The organism is Demequina sediminis (genome assembly GCF_030296675.1).
Lineage (GTDB): Bacteria > Actinomycetota > Actinomycetes > Actinomycetales > Demequinaceae > Demequina > Demequina sediminis.
The window spans coordinates 2,677,939-2,692,849 of the sequence record NZ_AP027736.1; the positions used below are offsets into that span (position 1 = coordinate 2,677,939).

13 protein-coding genes and 2 pseudogenes are annotated in these 14,911 nt (G+C 71.3%); 5 read left to right on the forward strand and 10 right to left on the reverse strand.

Features of this window, described 5'->3' with window-relative positions:
- Positions 1 to 24: 24 nt before the first annotated feature.
- Genes QUE44_RS13635 through QUE44_RS13650 form a run of 5 tightly spaced genes read right to left on the reverse strand, consistent with a single transcriptional unit; the run spans position 25 to position 3,709 of the window.
- Positions 25 to 810: an inositol monophosphatase family protein gene (locus QUE44_RS13635; RefSeq protein WP_286215238.1), complete on the reverse strand. Its 786-nt coding sequence runs from the start codon at positions 808 to 810 to the stop codon at positions 25 to 27.
- 42 nt (positions 811 to 852) lie between these two features.
- On the reverse strand, positions 853 to 1,869 hold the full coding sequence (rsgA, locus tag QUE44_RS13640) for a ribosome small subunit-dependent GTPase A (protein ID WP_286215239.1): 1,017 nt from the start codon (positions 1,867 to 1,869) through the stop codon (positions 853 to 855).
- Positions 1,870 to 2,691 carry a 3-phosphoshikimate 1-carboxyvinyltransferase gene (locus QUE44_RS13645; RefSeq protein ID WP_350226848.1) on the reverse strand — a complete coding sequence of 274 codons (822 nt, stop codon included), beginning with the start codon at positions 2,689 to 2,691 and terminating at the stop codon, positions 1,870 to 1,872.
- Complete coding sequence (locus QUE44_RS14260) at positions 2,637 to 3,194, reverse strand: 3-phosphoshikimate 1-carboxyvinyltransferase (protein ID WP_350226849.1); 558 nt, start codon at positions 3,192 to 3,194, stop codon at positions 2,637 to 2,639. Before QUE44_RS14260 ends, QUE44_RS13645 begins: the two co-directional genes overlap by 55 nt.
- Entirely contained in the window at positions 3,191 to 3,709 is a 519-nt protein-coding gene (locus QUE44_RS13650; protein ID WP_286215240.1) for a DoxX family membrane protein, read from the reverse strand. Before QUE44_RS13650 ends, QUE44_RS14260 begins: the two co-directional genes overlap by 4 nt.
- Positions 3,710 to 4,012: 303 nt before the next feature.
- Here QUE44_RS13650 and QUE44_RS13655 point away from each other — a divergent pair.
- A pseudogene (locus QUE44_RS13655) lies at positions 4,013 to 4,303 on the forward strand (sigma factor-like helix-turn-helix DNA-binding protein); the annotation flags it as partial.
- Entirely contained in the window at positions 4,296 to 4,547 is a 252-nt protein-coding gene (gene rsrA, locus QUE44_RS13660) for a mycothiol system anti-sigma-R factor (protein ID WP_286215241.1), read from the forward strand. The pseudogene QUE44_RS13655 and the gene rsrA, both read left to right, overlap by 8 nt.
- A gap of 136 nt (positions 4,548 to 4,683) precedes the next feature.
- Here the strand turns inward: rsrA and QUE44_RS14460 are convergent, their stop codons facing one another.
- Positions 4,684 to 4,758 carry a 50S ribosomal protein bL37 gene (locus tag QUE44_RS14460; RefSeq protein WP_425305726.1) on the reverse strand — a complete coding sequence of 25 codons (75 nt, stop codon included), beginning with the start codon at positions 4,756 to 4,758 and terminating at the stop codon, positions 4,684 to 4,686.
- 139 nt (positions 4,759 to 4,897) lie between these two features.
- Here QUE44_RS14460 and QUE44_RS13665 point away from each other — a divergent pair, with 139 nt between their 5' ends.
- A complete protein-coding gene (locus QUE44_RS13665) occupies positions 4,898 to 5,986 on the forward strand; it encodes a type IV pilus twitching motility protein PilT (RefSeq protein WP_286215242.1) in 1,089 nt (362 codons plus the stop codon).
- A gap of 172 nt (positions 5,987 to 6,158) precedes the next feature.
- Here the strand turns inward: QUE44_RS13665 and QUE44_RS14265 are convergent, their stop codons facing one another.
- The 4 genes and pseudogenes from QUE44_RS14265 to QUE44_RS13685 all read right to left on the reverse strand — a co-directional run bounded on the left by QUE44_RS14265 (position 6,159) and on the right by QUE44_RS13685 (position 12,355).
- Positions 6,159 to 6,359, reverse strand: coding sequence for an SGNH/GDSL hydrolase family protein (locus QUE44_RS14265; protein WP_350226850.1), 201 nt, complete (start codon positions 6,357 to 6,359; stop codon positions 6,159 to 6,161).
- A gap of 391 nt (positions 6,360 to 6,750) precedes the next feature.
- Positions 6,751 to 10,472 (reverse strand): annotated as a pseudogene (locus tag QUE44_RS13675) (multifunctional oxoglutarate decarboxylase/oxoglutarate dehydrogenase thiamine pyrophosphate-binding subunit/dihydrolipoyllysine-residue succinyltransferase subunit).
- A gap of 192 nt (positions 10,473 to 10,664) precedes the next feature.
- Entirely contained in the window at positions 10,665 to 11,468 is an 804-nt protein-coding gene (locus QUE44_RS13680) for an ABC transporter permease (protein WP_286215243.1), read from the reverse strand.
- Positions 11,465 to 12,355, reverse strand: coding sequence for an ATP-binding cassette domain-containing protein (locus tag QUE44_RS13685; protein WP_286215244.1), 891 nt, complete (start codon positions 12,353 to 12,355; stop codon positions 11,465 to 11,467). The genes QUE44_RS13680 and QUE44_RS13685 overlap by 4 nt, the downstream gene beginning before the upstream one ends.
- Positions 12,356 to 12,424: 69 nt before the next feature.
- Here QUE44_RS13685 and QUE44_RS13690 point away from each other — a divergent pair, with 69 nt between their 5' ends.
- Entirely contained in the window at positions 12,425 to 13,729 is a 1,305-nt protein-coding gene (locus tag QUE44_RS13690; protein ID WP_286215245.1) for a hemolysin family protein, read from the forward strand.
- The gene (locus QUE44_RS13695) at positions 13,726 to 14,766 is read left to right on the forward strand and encodes a hemolysin family protein (RefSeq protein ID WP_286215246.1); all 1,041 of its coding nucleotides are present in this window, start codon (positions 13,726 to 13,728) and stop codon (positions 14,764 to 14,766) included. The genes QUE44_RS13690 and QUE44_RS13695 overlap by 4 nt, the downstream gene beginning before the upstream one ends.
- Positions 14,767 to 14,911 lie beyond the last annotated feature (145 nt).

Consider the following 14,911-nt stretch of genomic DNA (forward strand, 5'->3'; position numbering starts at 1 on the left):
GTCCGTGGACCGCGTGCCGGGCCCTCAGCCGAGGCGGCTCAGGACCTCGTCGTGGAGCAGGCCGTTCGTCGCGAGTGCGTTGCCGCCGTACGGCCCCGGCGTGCCATCCACCCCCGTGAACCGCCCGCCAGCCTCCTCGACGATCGCCACGAGCGCGGCCATGTCGTAGAGCTCGAGCTCGGGCTCCGCGGCGATGTCCACCGCGCCCTCGGCCACGAGCATGTAGCTCCAGAAGTCGCCGTACGCGCGCGTGCGCCCCGCCGCGTCGAGCAGGTCAAGGAACTGCCCGTAGCGTCCGATCTCTCGCCAGCCGCTGAGCGACGAGTACGACACCGACGCACGCTCGAGCGCGGCGACGTCCGATACGTGCAGCCTGCGCGCGGTCGCCTCGGACTGGCCCGCCCACGCGCCCTGGCCGCGCGCCGCGAACCAGCGCCGTCCCAGGGCGGGGGCACTCACCACGCCCACCGCGGCATCGTCCCCATCGAGCAGGGCGATCAGCGTCGCCCACACGGGGACGTCGCGCACGAAGTTCTTGGTGCCGTCGATCGGGTCGACCACCCAGCGCCGCGCCGCCTCTCCCGCGGTGCCGTACTCCTCGCCCACGAACGCGTCCGCGGGACGGTGCTGCGCGATGAGCCGGCGCACCGTCTGCTCCGCGGCGCGGTCGACGGCCGTCACCGGGGTGTCGTCGGGCTTGGTCTCCACGGTGAGATTGCCGGTCGCGAAGTTCGCGAGCGTGAGGCGGTCCACCTCGTCGGCGATCGCGAGGGCCAGCAGGAGATCGTCGGCGTAGGGGGCGTCCGTCATGCGCCCAGGCTACCGGCGGGGGGACGATGCCTGGGGTGGGGATCAGTAGGCGTCGCCCGCGGCGCGGGACGCGAGCAGGCGGCGAATGGACTCCACGCGCACGTGCCGGTCGGGGGAGCCGGCCGCCCACGCGTCGAGAGCGCAGCCGGACTCCGCCGACTCGTGCGCGCATGCGCGCGGGCAGTGCTCGTCGGCCGCCGCGGCCACGTCGGGGAAGGCCAGGATGAAGTGCTCGGGGTCGACGTGCGCGAGGCCGAACGAGCGCACGCCGGGAGTGTCGACGATCCTCCCGCCGCCGGGCAGCTCGTACATCACGGCCGACGTCGACGTGTGACGCCCGCGGCCCGTGACGTCGTTCACCACGCCCACCGCGCGGCCCGCGTCGGGCACCAGCGCGTTGACGAGCGTCGACTTGCCCACGCCGGAGTAGCCCACCATGACGGTCGTGAGGCCCGCGAGGGAGGCGCGCAGGTCGAGGAAGCCGGGATCCGCCGCGGGCCCGCCCGCGCGCAGGACCGACGTCTCGATGACCCTCACGCCGAGCGGCTCATACGCCGCGCGCAGGGGGTCGGCACTCGCGAGGTCGGCCTTGGTGAGCACCAGGAGCGCGGTCATGCGTGCGTCGAAGGCGGCCACGAGGCAGCGATCGATCATGCGCGCGTTGGGCTCGGGGTCGGCGAGCGCGGTCACGATCGCGAGTTGGTCGGCGTTGGCGACGATCACGCGCTCGGTGATGTCCGTGTCGTCGGCCGTGCGGCGCAGCGCGGTGCGGCGCTCGTCGCGGCGCACGATGCGCGCGAGCGTGTCGGGGCGGCCCGAGACGTCGCCCACGATGCCCACCGCGTCGCCGATCACCAGCCCGCGCCTGCCGAGCTCACGCGCCTTGACCGCGATGACCTGGGTGCCGTCGACGCGCGTGGTGTAGCGGCCGCGGTCCACCCCCACAACGGTGCCGGGAACGGCGTCCTCGTGCGCGGGCCGGATCTTGGTGCGCGGCCGCGAGCCGCGCCGGTTGGGCCTGACCCTGGCGTCGGACTCGTCGTACTCGCGCGGCGTCACTCAGCCATCCAGCATGCCGCGCCACAGCGCGGGGAAGTCCGGCATCGTCTTGGCCGTGGTGCCGACGTTGAGAACGCTGACGCCGGGCACCGCCAGCCCGATGATCGCGGCGAAGGTCGCCATGCGGTGATCGTGATAGGTCTCCATCACGGCGCCGCCGAGCGCGTCGGCCGCGCTCACGCCCGCGGGCAGGCCGCCGAACGTGAGCGAGTCCGCGTCGGCGGTGCAGTCGCCGCCCAGACGGCTCACCTCGGTGGCGATCGCCGCAAGGCGGTCGGTCTCGTGGCCGCGCAGGTGCCCGATTCCCGTGAGCCGCGAGGGCCCCTCGGCGAGCGCGCACAGCGCGGCGATCGTGGGGGTGATCTCGCCGGCGGGGGAGAGGTCGGCGTCGATTCCGCGCAGGGTTCCCGTGCCCGTCACGGTCATGACGTCGCCCTCGAGCGTGCAGGTGGCGCCCATGCGGGTGAGCAGCTCGGGGTAGTACGCGCCGGGCTGCGTGGTGGTTGCCGGCCAGCCGGGAATGCGCACCGTGCCGCCCGCGACCAGCGCTGCCGCCATGAAAGGTCCCGCGTTGGAGAGGTCAGGCTCGACGCGCACGTCGCCCAGGCGGAGGTCGCCGGGGTGAACCACCCACGTGCGCTCGTCGGGCTGGTCGACCACGATTCCGGCCTCGCGCAGCGTCTCACACGTCATGTCGATGTGCGGAAGGCTCGGCAGAGTCGCGCCCGTGTGGCGAATGGTGAGCCCCTGCGGCAGGCGCGGCGCCGTCAGCAGGAGCCCCGTGACGAACTGCGAGGAGGACGACGAGTCGACCTCGACCACGTCGGGAACCTCGGCGGGGGAGTGACGGTGAAGGGCAGCGTGCCCCTACCGTCGTCATCGACCGTCGCGCCCAAGAGACGCAGCGCGTCCAGGAGTGGTCCCATGGGCCGCACGCGCGCGCCCTCGTCGCCGTCGAAGGACACCGGCGAGTCGGCCAGCAGGACCATCGGGGGGACGAAGCGCATCACGGTTCCCGCGAGGCCGCAGTCGACGTGCGCGCCGCCGCGCACCGCGGCGGGCGTGACGAGCCATTCGTCGGTCGAGTCGTCGATGCCGATTCCGAGCGCGCGCAGCGCACTCATCATGAGGTCGGAGTCGCGCGAGCGCAGACCGCCGCGCACGGTCACGGGCTCGGCGGCGAGGGCCGCGAGCACCAGGTAGCGGTTGGTGAGAGACTTCGACCCTGGGACGGACACCGTGGCGTCGAGCGGGGCGCTCGCGACGGGCGCGTCCCAGACCTCGCCGAGTCCCGTGCCCTGGGGAAGTGTCGAGGCGCCGCTCACGCGGAGCGCTTCTTGGACACCGCCGCCTTGGCGGCGATCTTGGCCTCCTTGGCCTTGATCTTTGCGGCCGCGGCCTTGTCCTTGGCCTTGACCTTCTTGGCCTTCTTGCGCGCGATGTGGCGAGCGCTGTGGCCGGCGGTCGCCGCGAGCAGCACCCCGCCCACGAGCGACACGTTCTTGAGGAACTGCTCGAGCTCGGCCTCGCGGCGGGCCTCGTCCGTTTCGTTCCAGAACGGGTGTGCGAGCACCGCCGTGGCCGTCGCGAGTCCCGCGAGCCCGAGCGCGGCGGAGCGCGGGCTGCGCGAGAGCGCGAGCGCCGATGCGAAGGCGATCGACGCGGCGCCGTGCGCCTTCACCAGGTCCGTGGCGCGCACCTCCTCGAGGCCAAGCTCCTTGAGCGCGGGCTCCACGGCGGGCGCGACGCGCGCCGCGCGGGGCTCGGGATCGAGATAGGACTGCACACCTCCGTAGATGAACCACGAGGCGAGCAGAGGCCTGGCAAGAGCGCGCAACATGTCTCCTACGCTATCAACACCGCCGTCCGGCGTCAGGGCGGCGGACGCGGTGCGGGCAAGGCCCCCGCCATAGGCCGCCGCGCGGGGCGGGAATGTGACGCGTCATCTCTCCGTTCCACCCCCGTGACGACCACCGTGGAGCAGACCTCGCGACCCGCGACTGTCGCGTCCGCGCGCGCCGCTGTACGCTCGCAGGCGATGACTGACACGACGGATTTCGATTTCGAGGCAGAGGCGCTGACATGGACTATGCATGGCGCACCAGCCTCTATGCCGCCGCGCTACGCATGACGCGCAATGGGGCGCGACGCCGAGGACTCTGCCCTCGATGCGTTGGGCGACGACGAGATTCGTCGCGCGCTGTCGGAGCTGTCGGAGGACTTCCGCATGGCCGTCTACCTCTCGGATGTCGAGGGGTTCGCCTACAAGGAGATCGCGCAGATCATGGACACACCGGTGGGGACGGTGATGTCGCGCCTGCACCGCGGACGCAAGCTGTTGCGCGAGAAGCTTCGGGACTACGCCGCCGAGCGTGGTCTCTACGAAAGGACCCCGGTGAAGAAGGACGAGGACGGGGGCGTGTGCCGTGCCTAAGCCAGAGTGTGAAGAGGCCCTGGATCGCCTCTTTGAGTACATCGATCACGAGCTCCCCGAGGAGGAGATTCACCGGATCGGTGAGCACCTCAAGGAGTGCCCTCCGTGCGAGGCGGAGCACAAGATCAACGAGAAGATCAAGCGACTCGTCAACCGCACGGGCCACGACGTCGCTCCGGAGGACCTGCGTGATCGCATCCTCATGACCATCCGGGCCGCGCGCCCGGATGTCGGCGGGAACTAGGCAGGGCATCGTCCCCAGGGACGATGCCGCGCTCGCGGGGGCGCGACCGTCACCCGGGCGCGGGAGCCCCTAGAGATGACTGAAGCCGCATCGGCACTGCCGATGCGGCTTCGTCGTAGATCCGGGCGGACGCGGCTCAGGCGTTGGGCCGCTTGCCGTGGTTGGCGCCGGACTTCGCGCGCGACTTGCGCTTGCGGCCTCGCTTGCTCACTTGCGTTCCCCTTTCTGGACACGAATTCAGACCCCCTATCCTCCCACACCTGACGGACTCGTCACACCCCCGCATCGGCGGGCCGTGCGGGACGCTACGCTCGCCTCAAGCCGCCCCCGCTCATGCCGATGGAGTGACCGTGAGTGATCAGCCCCAGTCCGTGATCCCGTTCCTGCACGCGCTCGCCTCGACGGGCGGCTCCGACCTGCACTGCAAGGTCGGCTCTGCCCCGCGCGTGCGCGTCGACGGGCGCCTGCGCAAGCTGCAGGTGCCGCCGCTGACCGCCGACGACACGCGACACATGGTGGCGCAGGTGCTGCCGGAGGACCTGGTGGCGGTGTTCCGCGACACGCACGAGGCCGACTTCGCGTTCTCGCTGTCCGGCGTGGGTCGCTTCCGCGTCAACGCATACGTCGCGCGCGGCACGGAGTCCCTGGTGTTCCGCCGTGTCGCGGTGGGCGCGCAGAATTTCGAGGAGCTGGGGCTGCCGCCCGTCATCGCGGACCTCGCTCTCGAGCCGCGCGGGCTCGTGCTCGTGACGGGCCCCACCGGATCCGGAAAGACCACGACGCTCGCGTCGATGATCGACCTCATCAACACGTACCGCGAGGTCAACATCGTCACGATCGAGGACCCCATCGAGGTCCTCCACGCGGACAAGAAGGCGATCATCTCCCAGCGCGAGGTGCGCTCCGACACGCTCGACTTCACGAGCGCGCTGCGGGCCGCGATGCGCCAGGACCCCGACGTCATCATGGTCGGCGAGATGCGCGACATCGAGACGGTGCGCGCCGCGCTCTCGGCCGCCGAGACGGGCCACCTGGTGCTCGCGACTCTCCACACGGTGGATGCGCAGGACACCATCAACCGCATCGTCGACTTCTTCACCCCGCACGAGCAGAGCCAGGTGCGCGCGACGCTCGCGCAGACGCTGCGCGGAATCGTGTCGCAGCGCCTCGTGCGCCGCGGCGACGGCACGGGACGCACGCTGGTCGCGGAGGTCATGGTCAACACGGGCCGCACCGCCGAGGCGATCGTGGATCCCTCGAGCCAGCCGCCCATCCTCGACCTCATCGCCGACGGCGAGTACTACAAGATGCAGACCTTCGACCAGCACCTGTTCGCGCTCGTGCGCGACGGCGTGGTGGGGCTGGACGATGCCGTGGCGATCGCCTCCCGCCCGCACGACCTGCTGGTTGAGCTGCGCGGAGCGGGAATCGTCGACTGACGCGGGCCGGGCGGCCTGAAGCGCGGGCGAGTCGCGTCGGTCGCCCGCGATCCGGGTCGATCCGGCCTCCATCGCGCACGGATCCGCGCAGCGCCCGCAGCACAGGTCCGCGGCTCGGGTCTGAGACTCGGATCGGCGGCTCGGATGGGAGGCTCGGGCCTGGGACGCCGGGCTAGACGGCCGGCTGCTCGATTCCGAGCCACGAGTGCCACCGCGAGTGCAGCACGAGCCACGCCATGAGGCCGTAGCCGGCCTGGCGGGGGAGCGCATCGTCGCCGGTGGCCATGTCCGCCGCCCACTGCTCGTGGCGTACGAGCGGCCCGTACATGTCGACGTATCCGACCCCACGCCGGGAGGCGGCGTCCTCGCACACGGCCGCGAGCTCCGCGATGCGAGGGTTGTCCTGGTCACGACCGGGGGAGGGCCCGCGATGAGGGTCTCGAAGCCCAGCGCGTGCGCGCGGTCGAGGAAGTTCGCGACGTTGAGCCGCGTCATGGTGGCGGACACGCCGCGCAGCGCGTCGTGACGACCGATCGCGAAGAGCACGTAGCTGGTCTCGGCCTCGGCGTGACGAGTGCGGCGCAGCGCTTCCTCGTCCCAGCGGCTCGTGAGCTCTCCCGTGGTCTCTCCCGGCACCGCGAGGGTGTGGAACGCGAGGTCGGGCGCGAGTGGCAGGGTGCGCGCCGCGACCCGTCCCGCCCATCCCATCGCCTTGGGGTCGCCGTGGCCCGCGACGAGCTCGTCGCCCACGAGGAAGACGTTTCTCATCGCGCGAACGCCCGCCGGACCAGGTCGGTCTGTTCGGCCGCGTGACGCGAGGCGAGCCCCGACGCGGGGGAGGCCGAGGCCGACCGCGACACGACCGACACCGTCGAGCCCACCACCTGGGGAAGGCTGAGCGACATGCGCGACCATGCGCCCTGGTTGTGCGGCTCCTCCTGGACCCACACGAGCTCCGCGCCGTCGAATGGCGCGAGCGCCTCCTTGATCGACTCGGGTACGAGCGGATAGAGCTGCTCGAAGCGGACGATCGCGGTCGAGGTGTCGCCCGACCGGTCGCGCTCGGCGACCAGGTCGTAGTACACCTTGCCCGCGCACATGAGCACGCGGTCCACGTTCGCCGGGTCGACGCTGGGGTCGCCGATCACGGGCTCGAAGGTGCCCGTGGTGAAGTCCTCGACCGAGGACTGCGCCGCGCGCAGGCGCAGCATCGACTTGGGGGTGAAGACCACGAGCGGCTTGCGCGGGCGGTTGTAGCCCTGGCGGCGCAGCAGGTGGAAGTAGCTGGCCGGGGTCGACGGCATCGCGGCGATCATGTTCTCCTCCGCGCACAGCTGGAGGAAGCGCTCGACGCGTGCCGACGAGTGATCGGGTCCCTGACCCTCGAAGCCGTGCGGCAGCAGCAACACGACGGACGAGGACTGTCCCCACTTCTGCTCTGCCGAGGAGATGAACTCGTCGATGATGGTCTGTGCGCCGTTGACGAAGTCGCCGAACTGCGCCTCCCACAACACGAGCGCGTCGGGGCGCTCGACCGAGTAGCCGTACTCGAAGCCCACGACGGAGTACTCGGACAGCGGCGAGTCGAAGATGTGCAATCGCGCCTGGTCGGAGGACAGATACAGCAGCGGGGTCCACTCGGCGCCGGTGTTGCGGTCGTGATAGACCGCGTGGCGCTGGACGAACGTGCCGCGGCGGCTGTCCTGGCCCGAGACGCGCACGGGCACGCCCTCCTGCAGCAGCGTGCCGAAGGCCAGGATCTCTCCGTAGCCCCAGTCGATGCCGCCCTCGCGGCTCATCTGCTCGCGCTTCTCGAGCAACTTCTCGAGCTTGGGGTGGACGGCGAAGCCCTCGGGCGGGCGCACGTGGGCGCGGCCGATCCTCTCGATCTGGCTCGCGGTGACGGCGGTCTTCCACCCCACCATGACGCCGGCATCGGAGGACTGCGAGGCGGGTAGCTCGAGGCCGGCCACAGACTCGGCGTGCTCCGCCGGCTTGTAGCCCTCACGCGTCTCGATGAACACCCGCTCGAGCTGCGACAGGTAGTCCTTCGAGACCGCCTCTGCCTCCTCCGTGGTGATGTCCCCGCGGCGGATGAGCGACTCCGTGTAGAGGTGGCGCACCGAGCGCTTGGCCTCGATGAGGTCGTACATGCGCGGCTGCGTCATCGAGGGTCGTCGCCCTCGTTGTGGCCGCGGCGGCGGTAGCAGACCATGTCGACGATCACGTCGCGACCGAAGCGCTCGCGGTACTCGAACGCGAGCCGCGCGGCGCGCACGCACGCCTCGGGGTCGTCGCCGTTCACGTGGAAGATCGGGATCTGGTAGCCCTTGGCGATGTCCGTGCAGTAGCGCGTCGACCGCGAGCTCTCGGGCCCGGTGGTGAAGCCCACCTGGTTGTTGATGATGACGTGGACCGTGCCGCCCGTGCGGTAGCCCTTGAGCAGGGCCATGTTGATGGTCTCCATCACGACGCCCTGGCCCGAGAAGGCCGCGTCACCGTGGATGAGGACCGGAAGCACGGGGTAGCCGTCCGTCGCGGGGTCGGCACCCAGCGCGTCGAGCTTCGCGCGCACGATGCCCTCGAGGACGGGGTTGACCGCCTCGAGGTGCGAGGGGTTGGCAGCGAGGTAGACGCGCGTGGTCGCGCCGGACTCGGCGGTGAAGGTGCCCTCGGTGCCGAGGTGGTACTTGACGTCTCCGGAGCCCTGGACCGAGCCGGGCACCGCGGTGCCCTCGAACTCCGAGAAGATCTGCCCGTAGCTCTTGCCCGCGAGGTTCGCGAGCACGTTGAGGCGGCCGCGGTGCGCCATGCCGATGCACACCTCGTGCACCCCGGCCTCGGCCGCGGCGCTCATCACGGAGTCGAGCAGCGGAATGAGCGACTCGCCGCCCTCGAGCGAGAAGCGCTTCTGTCCGACGTACTTGGTCTGCAGGAAGGCCTCGAACGCCTCCGCGGCGTTGAGGCGGTGCAGGATCCGCAGGTGCTCCTCGCGCGTGGGCTTGGTGTAGCCGTGTTCGAGCCGCTCCTGGAAGAACTGACGCTGCTCGCGATCCGCGATGTGCATGTACTCGAGGCCGATGGTCCGGCAGTACGCGTCGCGCAGGCGCCCGAGGACGCCGCGCAGCGTCCACTCGTCCTGACCGGCGAATCCCGCGGTCTGGTACGAGCGGTCGAGGTCCCACAGCGTGAGGCCGTGTGTCTGGACGTCGAGATCGGGGTGCTTGCGCGGGCGGGACGACAGCGGGTCGACGTCGGCCATGAGGTGGCCGCGCGAGCGGTACGCGTGGATGAGCTCGGCGATGCGCGCGGGCTTGGCAGCCTCGGCCGCGGGGTCCGTCGCGGAATCTTGGACCCACCGCACCGGCTCGTACGGGATCCGGATTGAGGAGAAGACGCGGTCGTAGAAGCCGTCGAGGCCGAGGAGCTTGCGGTGCACCAGGCCCAGGAACTCGCCCGACTGCGCGCCCTGAATCACGCGGTGGTCGTACGTCGAGGTCAGGGTCATCACCTTCGAGATGCCGAGGCGAGCGACCACCTCCTCGGAGGCGCCCTGGAACTCGGCGGGGTAGTCCATCGACCCCACGCCGACGATCGCGCCCTGGCCGCGCATGAGGCGCGGCACCGAGTGGACCGTGCCGAGCGTGCCGGGGTTGGTGAGCGTGAGCGTCGTGCCCTGGAAGTCGGTGGCTTGCAGGGCCCCGCCGCGCGCGCGGCGCACGACGTCCTCGTAGGCGGCCCAGAAGGCCGCGAAGTCCATCTGGTCGGCGCCCTTGATCGACGGCACCAGCAGCTGGCGCGTGCCATCGGGTCGCGCGAGGTCGATCGCGAGGCCCAGATTGACGCTCGCGGGCGTCTGCAGCGCGGGCTTGCCGTCCTCCTCGACGTACGCGACGTTCATCGCGGGGAACTCGGCGATCGCCTCGACGATCGCGAAGCCGATGAGGTGCGTGAAGCTGACCTTGCCGCCGCGGGTGCGCGCGAGGTGGTTATTGACCACGACGCGGTTGTCCATGAGCAGCTTCGCGGGGATGGTGCGCACCGAGGTCGCGGTGGGCACCGCGAGGCTCGCCTCCATGTTCTCGACCACGCGCGCGGCGGGTCCGCGCAGGCGCGAGATGCCCTGCTCGACGTCCTTCGCCTCGAGCGGCGTGTGGTCGGGGCGCTGCAGGTACGCGGCGGTGGGTGCCTGCGCGGTCGCGATGGGCTGGGTCACGCTCGGGTCGGCATCGGGGGCGGACTCGGCTGGCGCGGACGCGGGTGCCTCCTCGGCGGCCGGGTTGGCCGGTGAGGACGATGCCTGGGGCGGGGACGATGCCTGAGGTGAGGACGATGCCTGAGGCTGAGAGGGCGCGGGAGCCGGGGGAGCGGGCGGGGGTGGTGGCGGCGGGGGAACCGCCTGCGAGGAGGCCGGTGCCGGGGCGTCTGCGTCGGAGGCAGATGCCGGTTCGTCGGCGCCGGCGGCCCCATGCGCGTTGCCGAGAATGAGCGACGCGACGGACGGGGCACCTGCTGCTCGGGTGACGGAGACGCGGTCCGTCTCGGGCACGGAGGTGTCTGGGGACACGTTGAGGCCGCTCACTTTCTTGGCGCATCAGCGTCGGTGGTGACTGGTGGTCCTATCTTCGTCCTTCAACGAGCGGGCCCGGAACCGTGTGCCCGCCATTTGGGTAAATCGTTACGTGAGATCGCGCCGGAACGTGGTGAGCCAGCCGATCAGTGCTGCCACTCCACCATAGGCCAGCAGGACCGCGAGTCCGGCCCCCGACGGCAGGAGCGACGCGAGTCCCGAGGCCGAGTAGAGGCTCGATCCCACGATCGCCTCACCCGCCGCGCCCGGCAGGAAGCGCGCCACGGGAGCGGCGGCCTCCCAGAAGCCCGCCGCGACGCGCAGCAGCGGCTCGACCAGTTGCGTCCACGCGAGCAGCCCCACGATCACCACCACCTGGTTGGTGACGGCGCATCCGAAGCCCACCCCGACGAGCAGCCACGCGCCCATCGCGACCACCGTGAGACCCAACGCCTTCCAGGTGTCGGGCTCCCCGAGCATCGTCTCTTGGCCCGCCGCCGCGAGAGACGCGGACCCGACCCCGAGCGACACCGCTGCGGTCGCGAGCCCGTAGAGGACCGCGAACGGAAGCGCGGCACCCACCTTGGCGAGGATCACGCGCGCGCGGCGCGGCTCGGCGAGCAGCGTGGTCTCGATCGTGCGGTGACGGAACTCGGACGTGACGAGCAGTGCGCCGAACGCGAGGGGGAAGACGTAGGCGAGCGAGACGCCCGCGGTGTAGACCGTGAGCGCGAGCTGCTCGGGCGCGAGGGCGCCCGGCTCGCCCGCGGCACCCGACGCCGTGCCGCCGAACGCGAAGGCGAAGGCGAAGACCGCCGCGAAGAACGCGACCGCTCCGGACTGGATGACCAGCAGGACCCACCACAGCCGCGTGGTGAGGGCCTTGCGCAGCTCGGATCGCACCGCGTTCATGCCGCCTCCTCCGTCATGCGCAGGAACACCGTCTCGAGGCTCTCGCCGCCGCCCTCGAGCCCGTGGACCTCGAGTCCAGCCGCGAACGCGCGTGCGCCGAGGTCGGCCGCGGTGATGTCGGGCACCGTGAGCTCGTGCGTGGAGGCGAGCGTGGCGCCGGGGAGGTCGGCCGCGAGGCGTGATAGCCGCTCCGCGTCGGGGGAGCGCAGCGTGGCCCTGGGGCGGGCAAGGCCGCGCAGGTCCGCGAGCGCCGACGCGTGGCGCACGCGGCCGCGCGCGATGATCACGACGTCGTCGACCGTCTGCTCGACCTCGGCGAGCAGGTGAGAGGACAACAGCACCGTGCCGCCGCGCGCCGCATAGGCACGCAGGAAGGCCCGCATCCAGGTGATGCCGGCGGGATCGAGGCCGTTTGCTGGCTCGTCGAGGATGAGCGCCTGCGGGTCGCCCAGCAGCGCCGTCGCGAGTCCCAGCCGCTGGCGCATGCCCAGCGAGAAGCCGCCCACACGCCGGTTCGCGGCGTCGCTCATGCCCGTGAGGCCCAGCACCTCGTCGCAGCGGGCGTCGGTGGCGCCGACGAGCGGGGCGACCACCCGGAGGTGGTCGCGCGCGGTGCGCCCGGGGTGAAACGCGGGCTCGAGCTGCGCGCCCACGACCGTGCCGGGAGAGGAGAGGTCGCGATACGTCGCGCCGCCGATGCGCGTGTCGCCCGACGTGGGCGTCACCAGGCCGAGCAGCGCGCGCAGCGTGGTGGACTTCCCGGCGCCATTGGGTCCCAAGAAGCCGGTAACGCGCCCTGGCTTGGCCTCGAACGTGGCGCCCTCGACCGCTGTGACGGCACCAAAGCGCTTGGTCAGCGACTCCACCTCGATCAACGGACCCCGCATCGTCTTCCCTCCGTCGTTGGCGTCCGTCTATCCTTTCATCACCATGGACCCTGACAGTTCCCGTCCTCGATGACCGCCTGGGTCCTCCTCGGGCTTGGCGTCCTGCTGACGCTGGGCACCGCGATCTTTGTCGCCGCCGAGTTCTCGCTGGTCGCTCTCGACCCGGCCCACGTCGAGGACTCACTGCGCGGCAAGCGCGTGCGCCGTGCGCTGCGCCACCTGTCGACGCAACTGTCCGGCGCGCAGGTCGGCATCACGCTCACGACCATCCTGCTGGGCTACACGGCGCAGCCGGCGCTCGTGTCGCTCCTCGAGGTGCCGCTGTCCACGACGGTCGCGTCGCGTGCCGCGGTCGCGGCGCTCGCCGGAGCGCTCTCGCTCGTGATCGTCAACGCCTTCTCGATGATCGTGGGCGAGCTGGTGCCCAAGAACATGGCCCTGGCCGAGCCCATGCGCACGGCAAAGATCGCCGCGCCACTCAACATGGCCTTCACGGCCGCATTGCGTCCCGTCATCGCCTCACTCAACGGCGCGGCGAACGCGATCCTGCGGCTGCTGGGCATCGAGCCCCGGGAGGAACTCGCGGGCGGGCGTTCGCGGCAGGAACTCGCCGCCTTGGTGCGTCGCAGTGCCGAGGCGGGCACGCTCGCGCCGTCGACCGCGCTGCTGCTCAAGAACTCGATCGAGCTCGACAACCTGGCCGCGATCGACGTCATGACGGACCGCACGCGCATGGCGACCCTCGGCAGGGACGCGACCGCGGCCGATGTCATCGCGGCGTCGCGCGCCAGCGGCCACTCGCGCTTCCCCGTGGTGGGTGACGGATCGGACGATGTCGTGGGGCTGGTCCACCTGCGTTCCGCGATCGCGGTGCCGGCCCATGAGCGTGCGCGGCGGTCGGTGAGGGCGTTCATGGTCGACGCCCCTCGCATCCCCGAGACCCTGCAGATGGGCCCGCTCCTGGTCGAACTGCGCGGCCTCGGGTACCAGTGCGCGATCGTGGTTGACGAGTACGGCGGTACCGCGGGATTCGTGACGCTTGAGGACGTGGTCGAGGAGCTCGTGGGGGAGGTCGCCGATGAGCACGACCGCAGGCGCGCCGCCGTCCACCGCGCTCCCGGCGGGGCGTGGATCGTGCCAGGCGAGCTGCGGCCGGACGAGGTGCACGAGCGCACGGGACTGGTGATCCCCGAGTCGCCAGCGTACGAGACCGTCGGTGGCTATGTGATGGCCGCACTGGGGCGCGTCGCGGAGCCGGGCGACACGGTCGACGGCGCGGACGTGCGTCTGCGCGTCGAGCGCATGGAGGGTCGCAGGATCGATCGCCTGCGCCTCGAGCCCGTGTCTCCCGAGCGAGACGAGGACGAGTCGTGAGCCCCGGGATGACGCTCGCGGTCGTGGGACTGCTGCTCGCGAACGCCTTCTTTGTCGGCGCCGAGTTCGCGATCATCTCCGCGCGCCGCAGCTCGATCGAGCCGCGCGCCGCCGCCGGATCGCGCGCGGCACGCACGGTGCTGTGGGCGATGGAGAACGTGTCGCTCATGCTCGCGACGGCCCAGCTGGGCATCACGGTGTGCTCGGTGACGCTGGGCGTGGTGGCCGAGCCCGCTCTCGCCCACGCGCTCGAGCCTGTCCTCGAGTCGCTGGGCGTGCCGCTCGCGGCGACGCACGGCATCGCCGTCGCGATCGCGCTGCTTGTGATCGTGGGCCTCCACGTGATCGTGGGCGAGATGGTGCCCAAGAACGCCGCGGTCTCCAGCCCCGACCGGGCCGCGCTGGTCTTCGGGCCGCCGCTCGTCGCGATCGCGCGCGCCGCGCGGCCGATCATCGGGGCGCTGAACTGGGTGGCCAACGGGATCGTGAGGCTGCTGGGCTTCGAGCCCAAGGACGAGGTGACCTCGGCCTTCACGGCGGACGAGGTCCACAGCATCGTCGAACGGTCCTCCGCGGAGGGCACGATCTCGGACCCCACGGGGCTGCTGACGACCGCGATCGAGTTCTCGGAGAGGTCGGTCGAGGAGGTCATGGTGCCCGCGGACCAGGTGCATGCCGTGCCGCGCGGGGTGACGGTCGACGGACTCGAGGACGCGGCGACGCGCACCGGCTTCTCGCGTTTCCCGGTGAGCGAAGACGGCGCGCTCGTGGGCTACCTCCACATCAAGGACGCCCTCTACGCGCGGCCGGGAGAGCGCGAGGAACCCATCCAGGCGTGGCGCGTGCGCGATCTGCCGACGATCGCCCACGACGCGCAGGTAGAGAGCGCGCTCGCGCTCATGCGCCGCTCGGGCGCCCACGTGGCCGCCGTGACGCGGGATTCGACGACGCTCGGCATCGTCTTCCTCGAGGACATCATCGAGGAGCTCGTCGGAGAGGTGAGGGACTCCCTCGCTCGCCGCGAGAGCGGCGCCTGACGGGCTCAGGTTCCCCCGGCATCGTGCCGATGTGACTGACGTGACACACAGGGGGTTGGCCTCATCGTTACCATTTGGTAATAATTGACCCGGTCCCCGTTGCTTGGCGGGGCACGAATCTTCTGTTTCCGAGACGTCCGGGAGG

Coding starts and splice junctions, on each gene's coding strand:
- QUE44_RS13635 (WP_286215238.1), bottom strand. CDS start 810: ATGACGGACGCCCCCTACGCCGACGATCTCCTGCTGGCCCTCGCGATC.
- QUE44_RS13650 (WP_286215240.1), bottom strand. CDS start 3,709: ATGTTGCGCGCTCTTGCCAGGCCTCTGCTCGCCTCGTGGTTCATCTAC.
- QUE44_RS13680 (WP_286215243.1), bottom strand. CDS start 11,468: ATGAACGCGGTGCGATCCGAGCTGCGCAAGGCCCTCACCACGCGGCTG.
- QUE44_RS13685 (WP_286215244.1), bottom strand. CDS start 12,355: ATGCGGGGTCCGTTGATCGAGGTGGAGTCGCTGACCAAGCGCTTTGGT.
- QUE44_RS13690 (WP_286215245.1), top strand. CDS start 12,425: ATGACCGCCTGGGTCCTCCTCGGGCTTGGCGTCCTGCTGACGCTGGGC.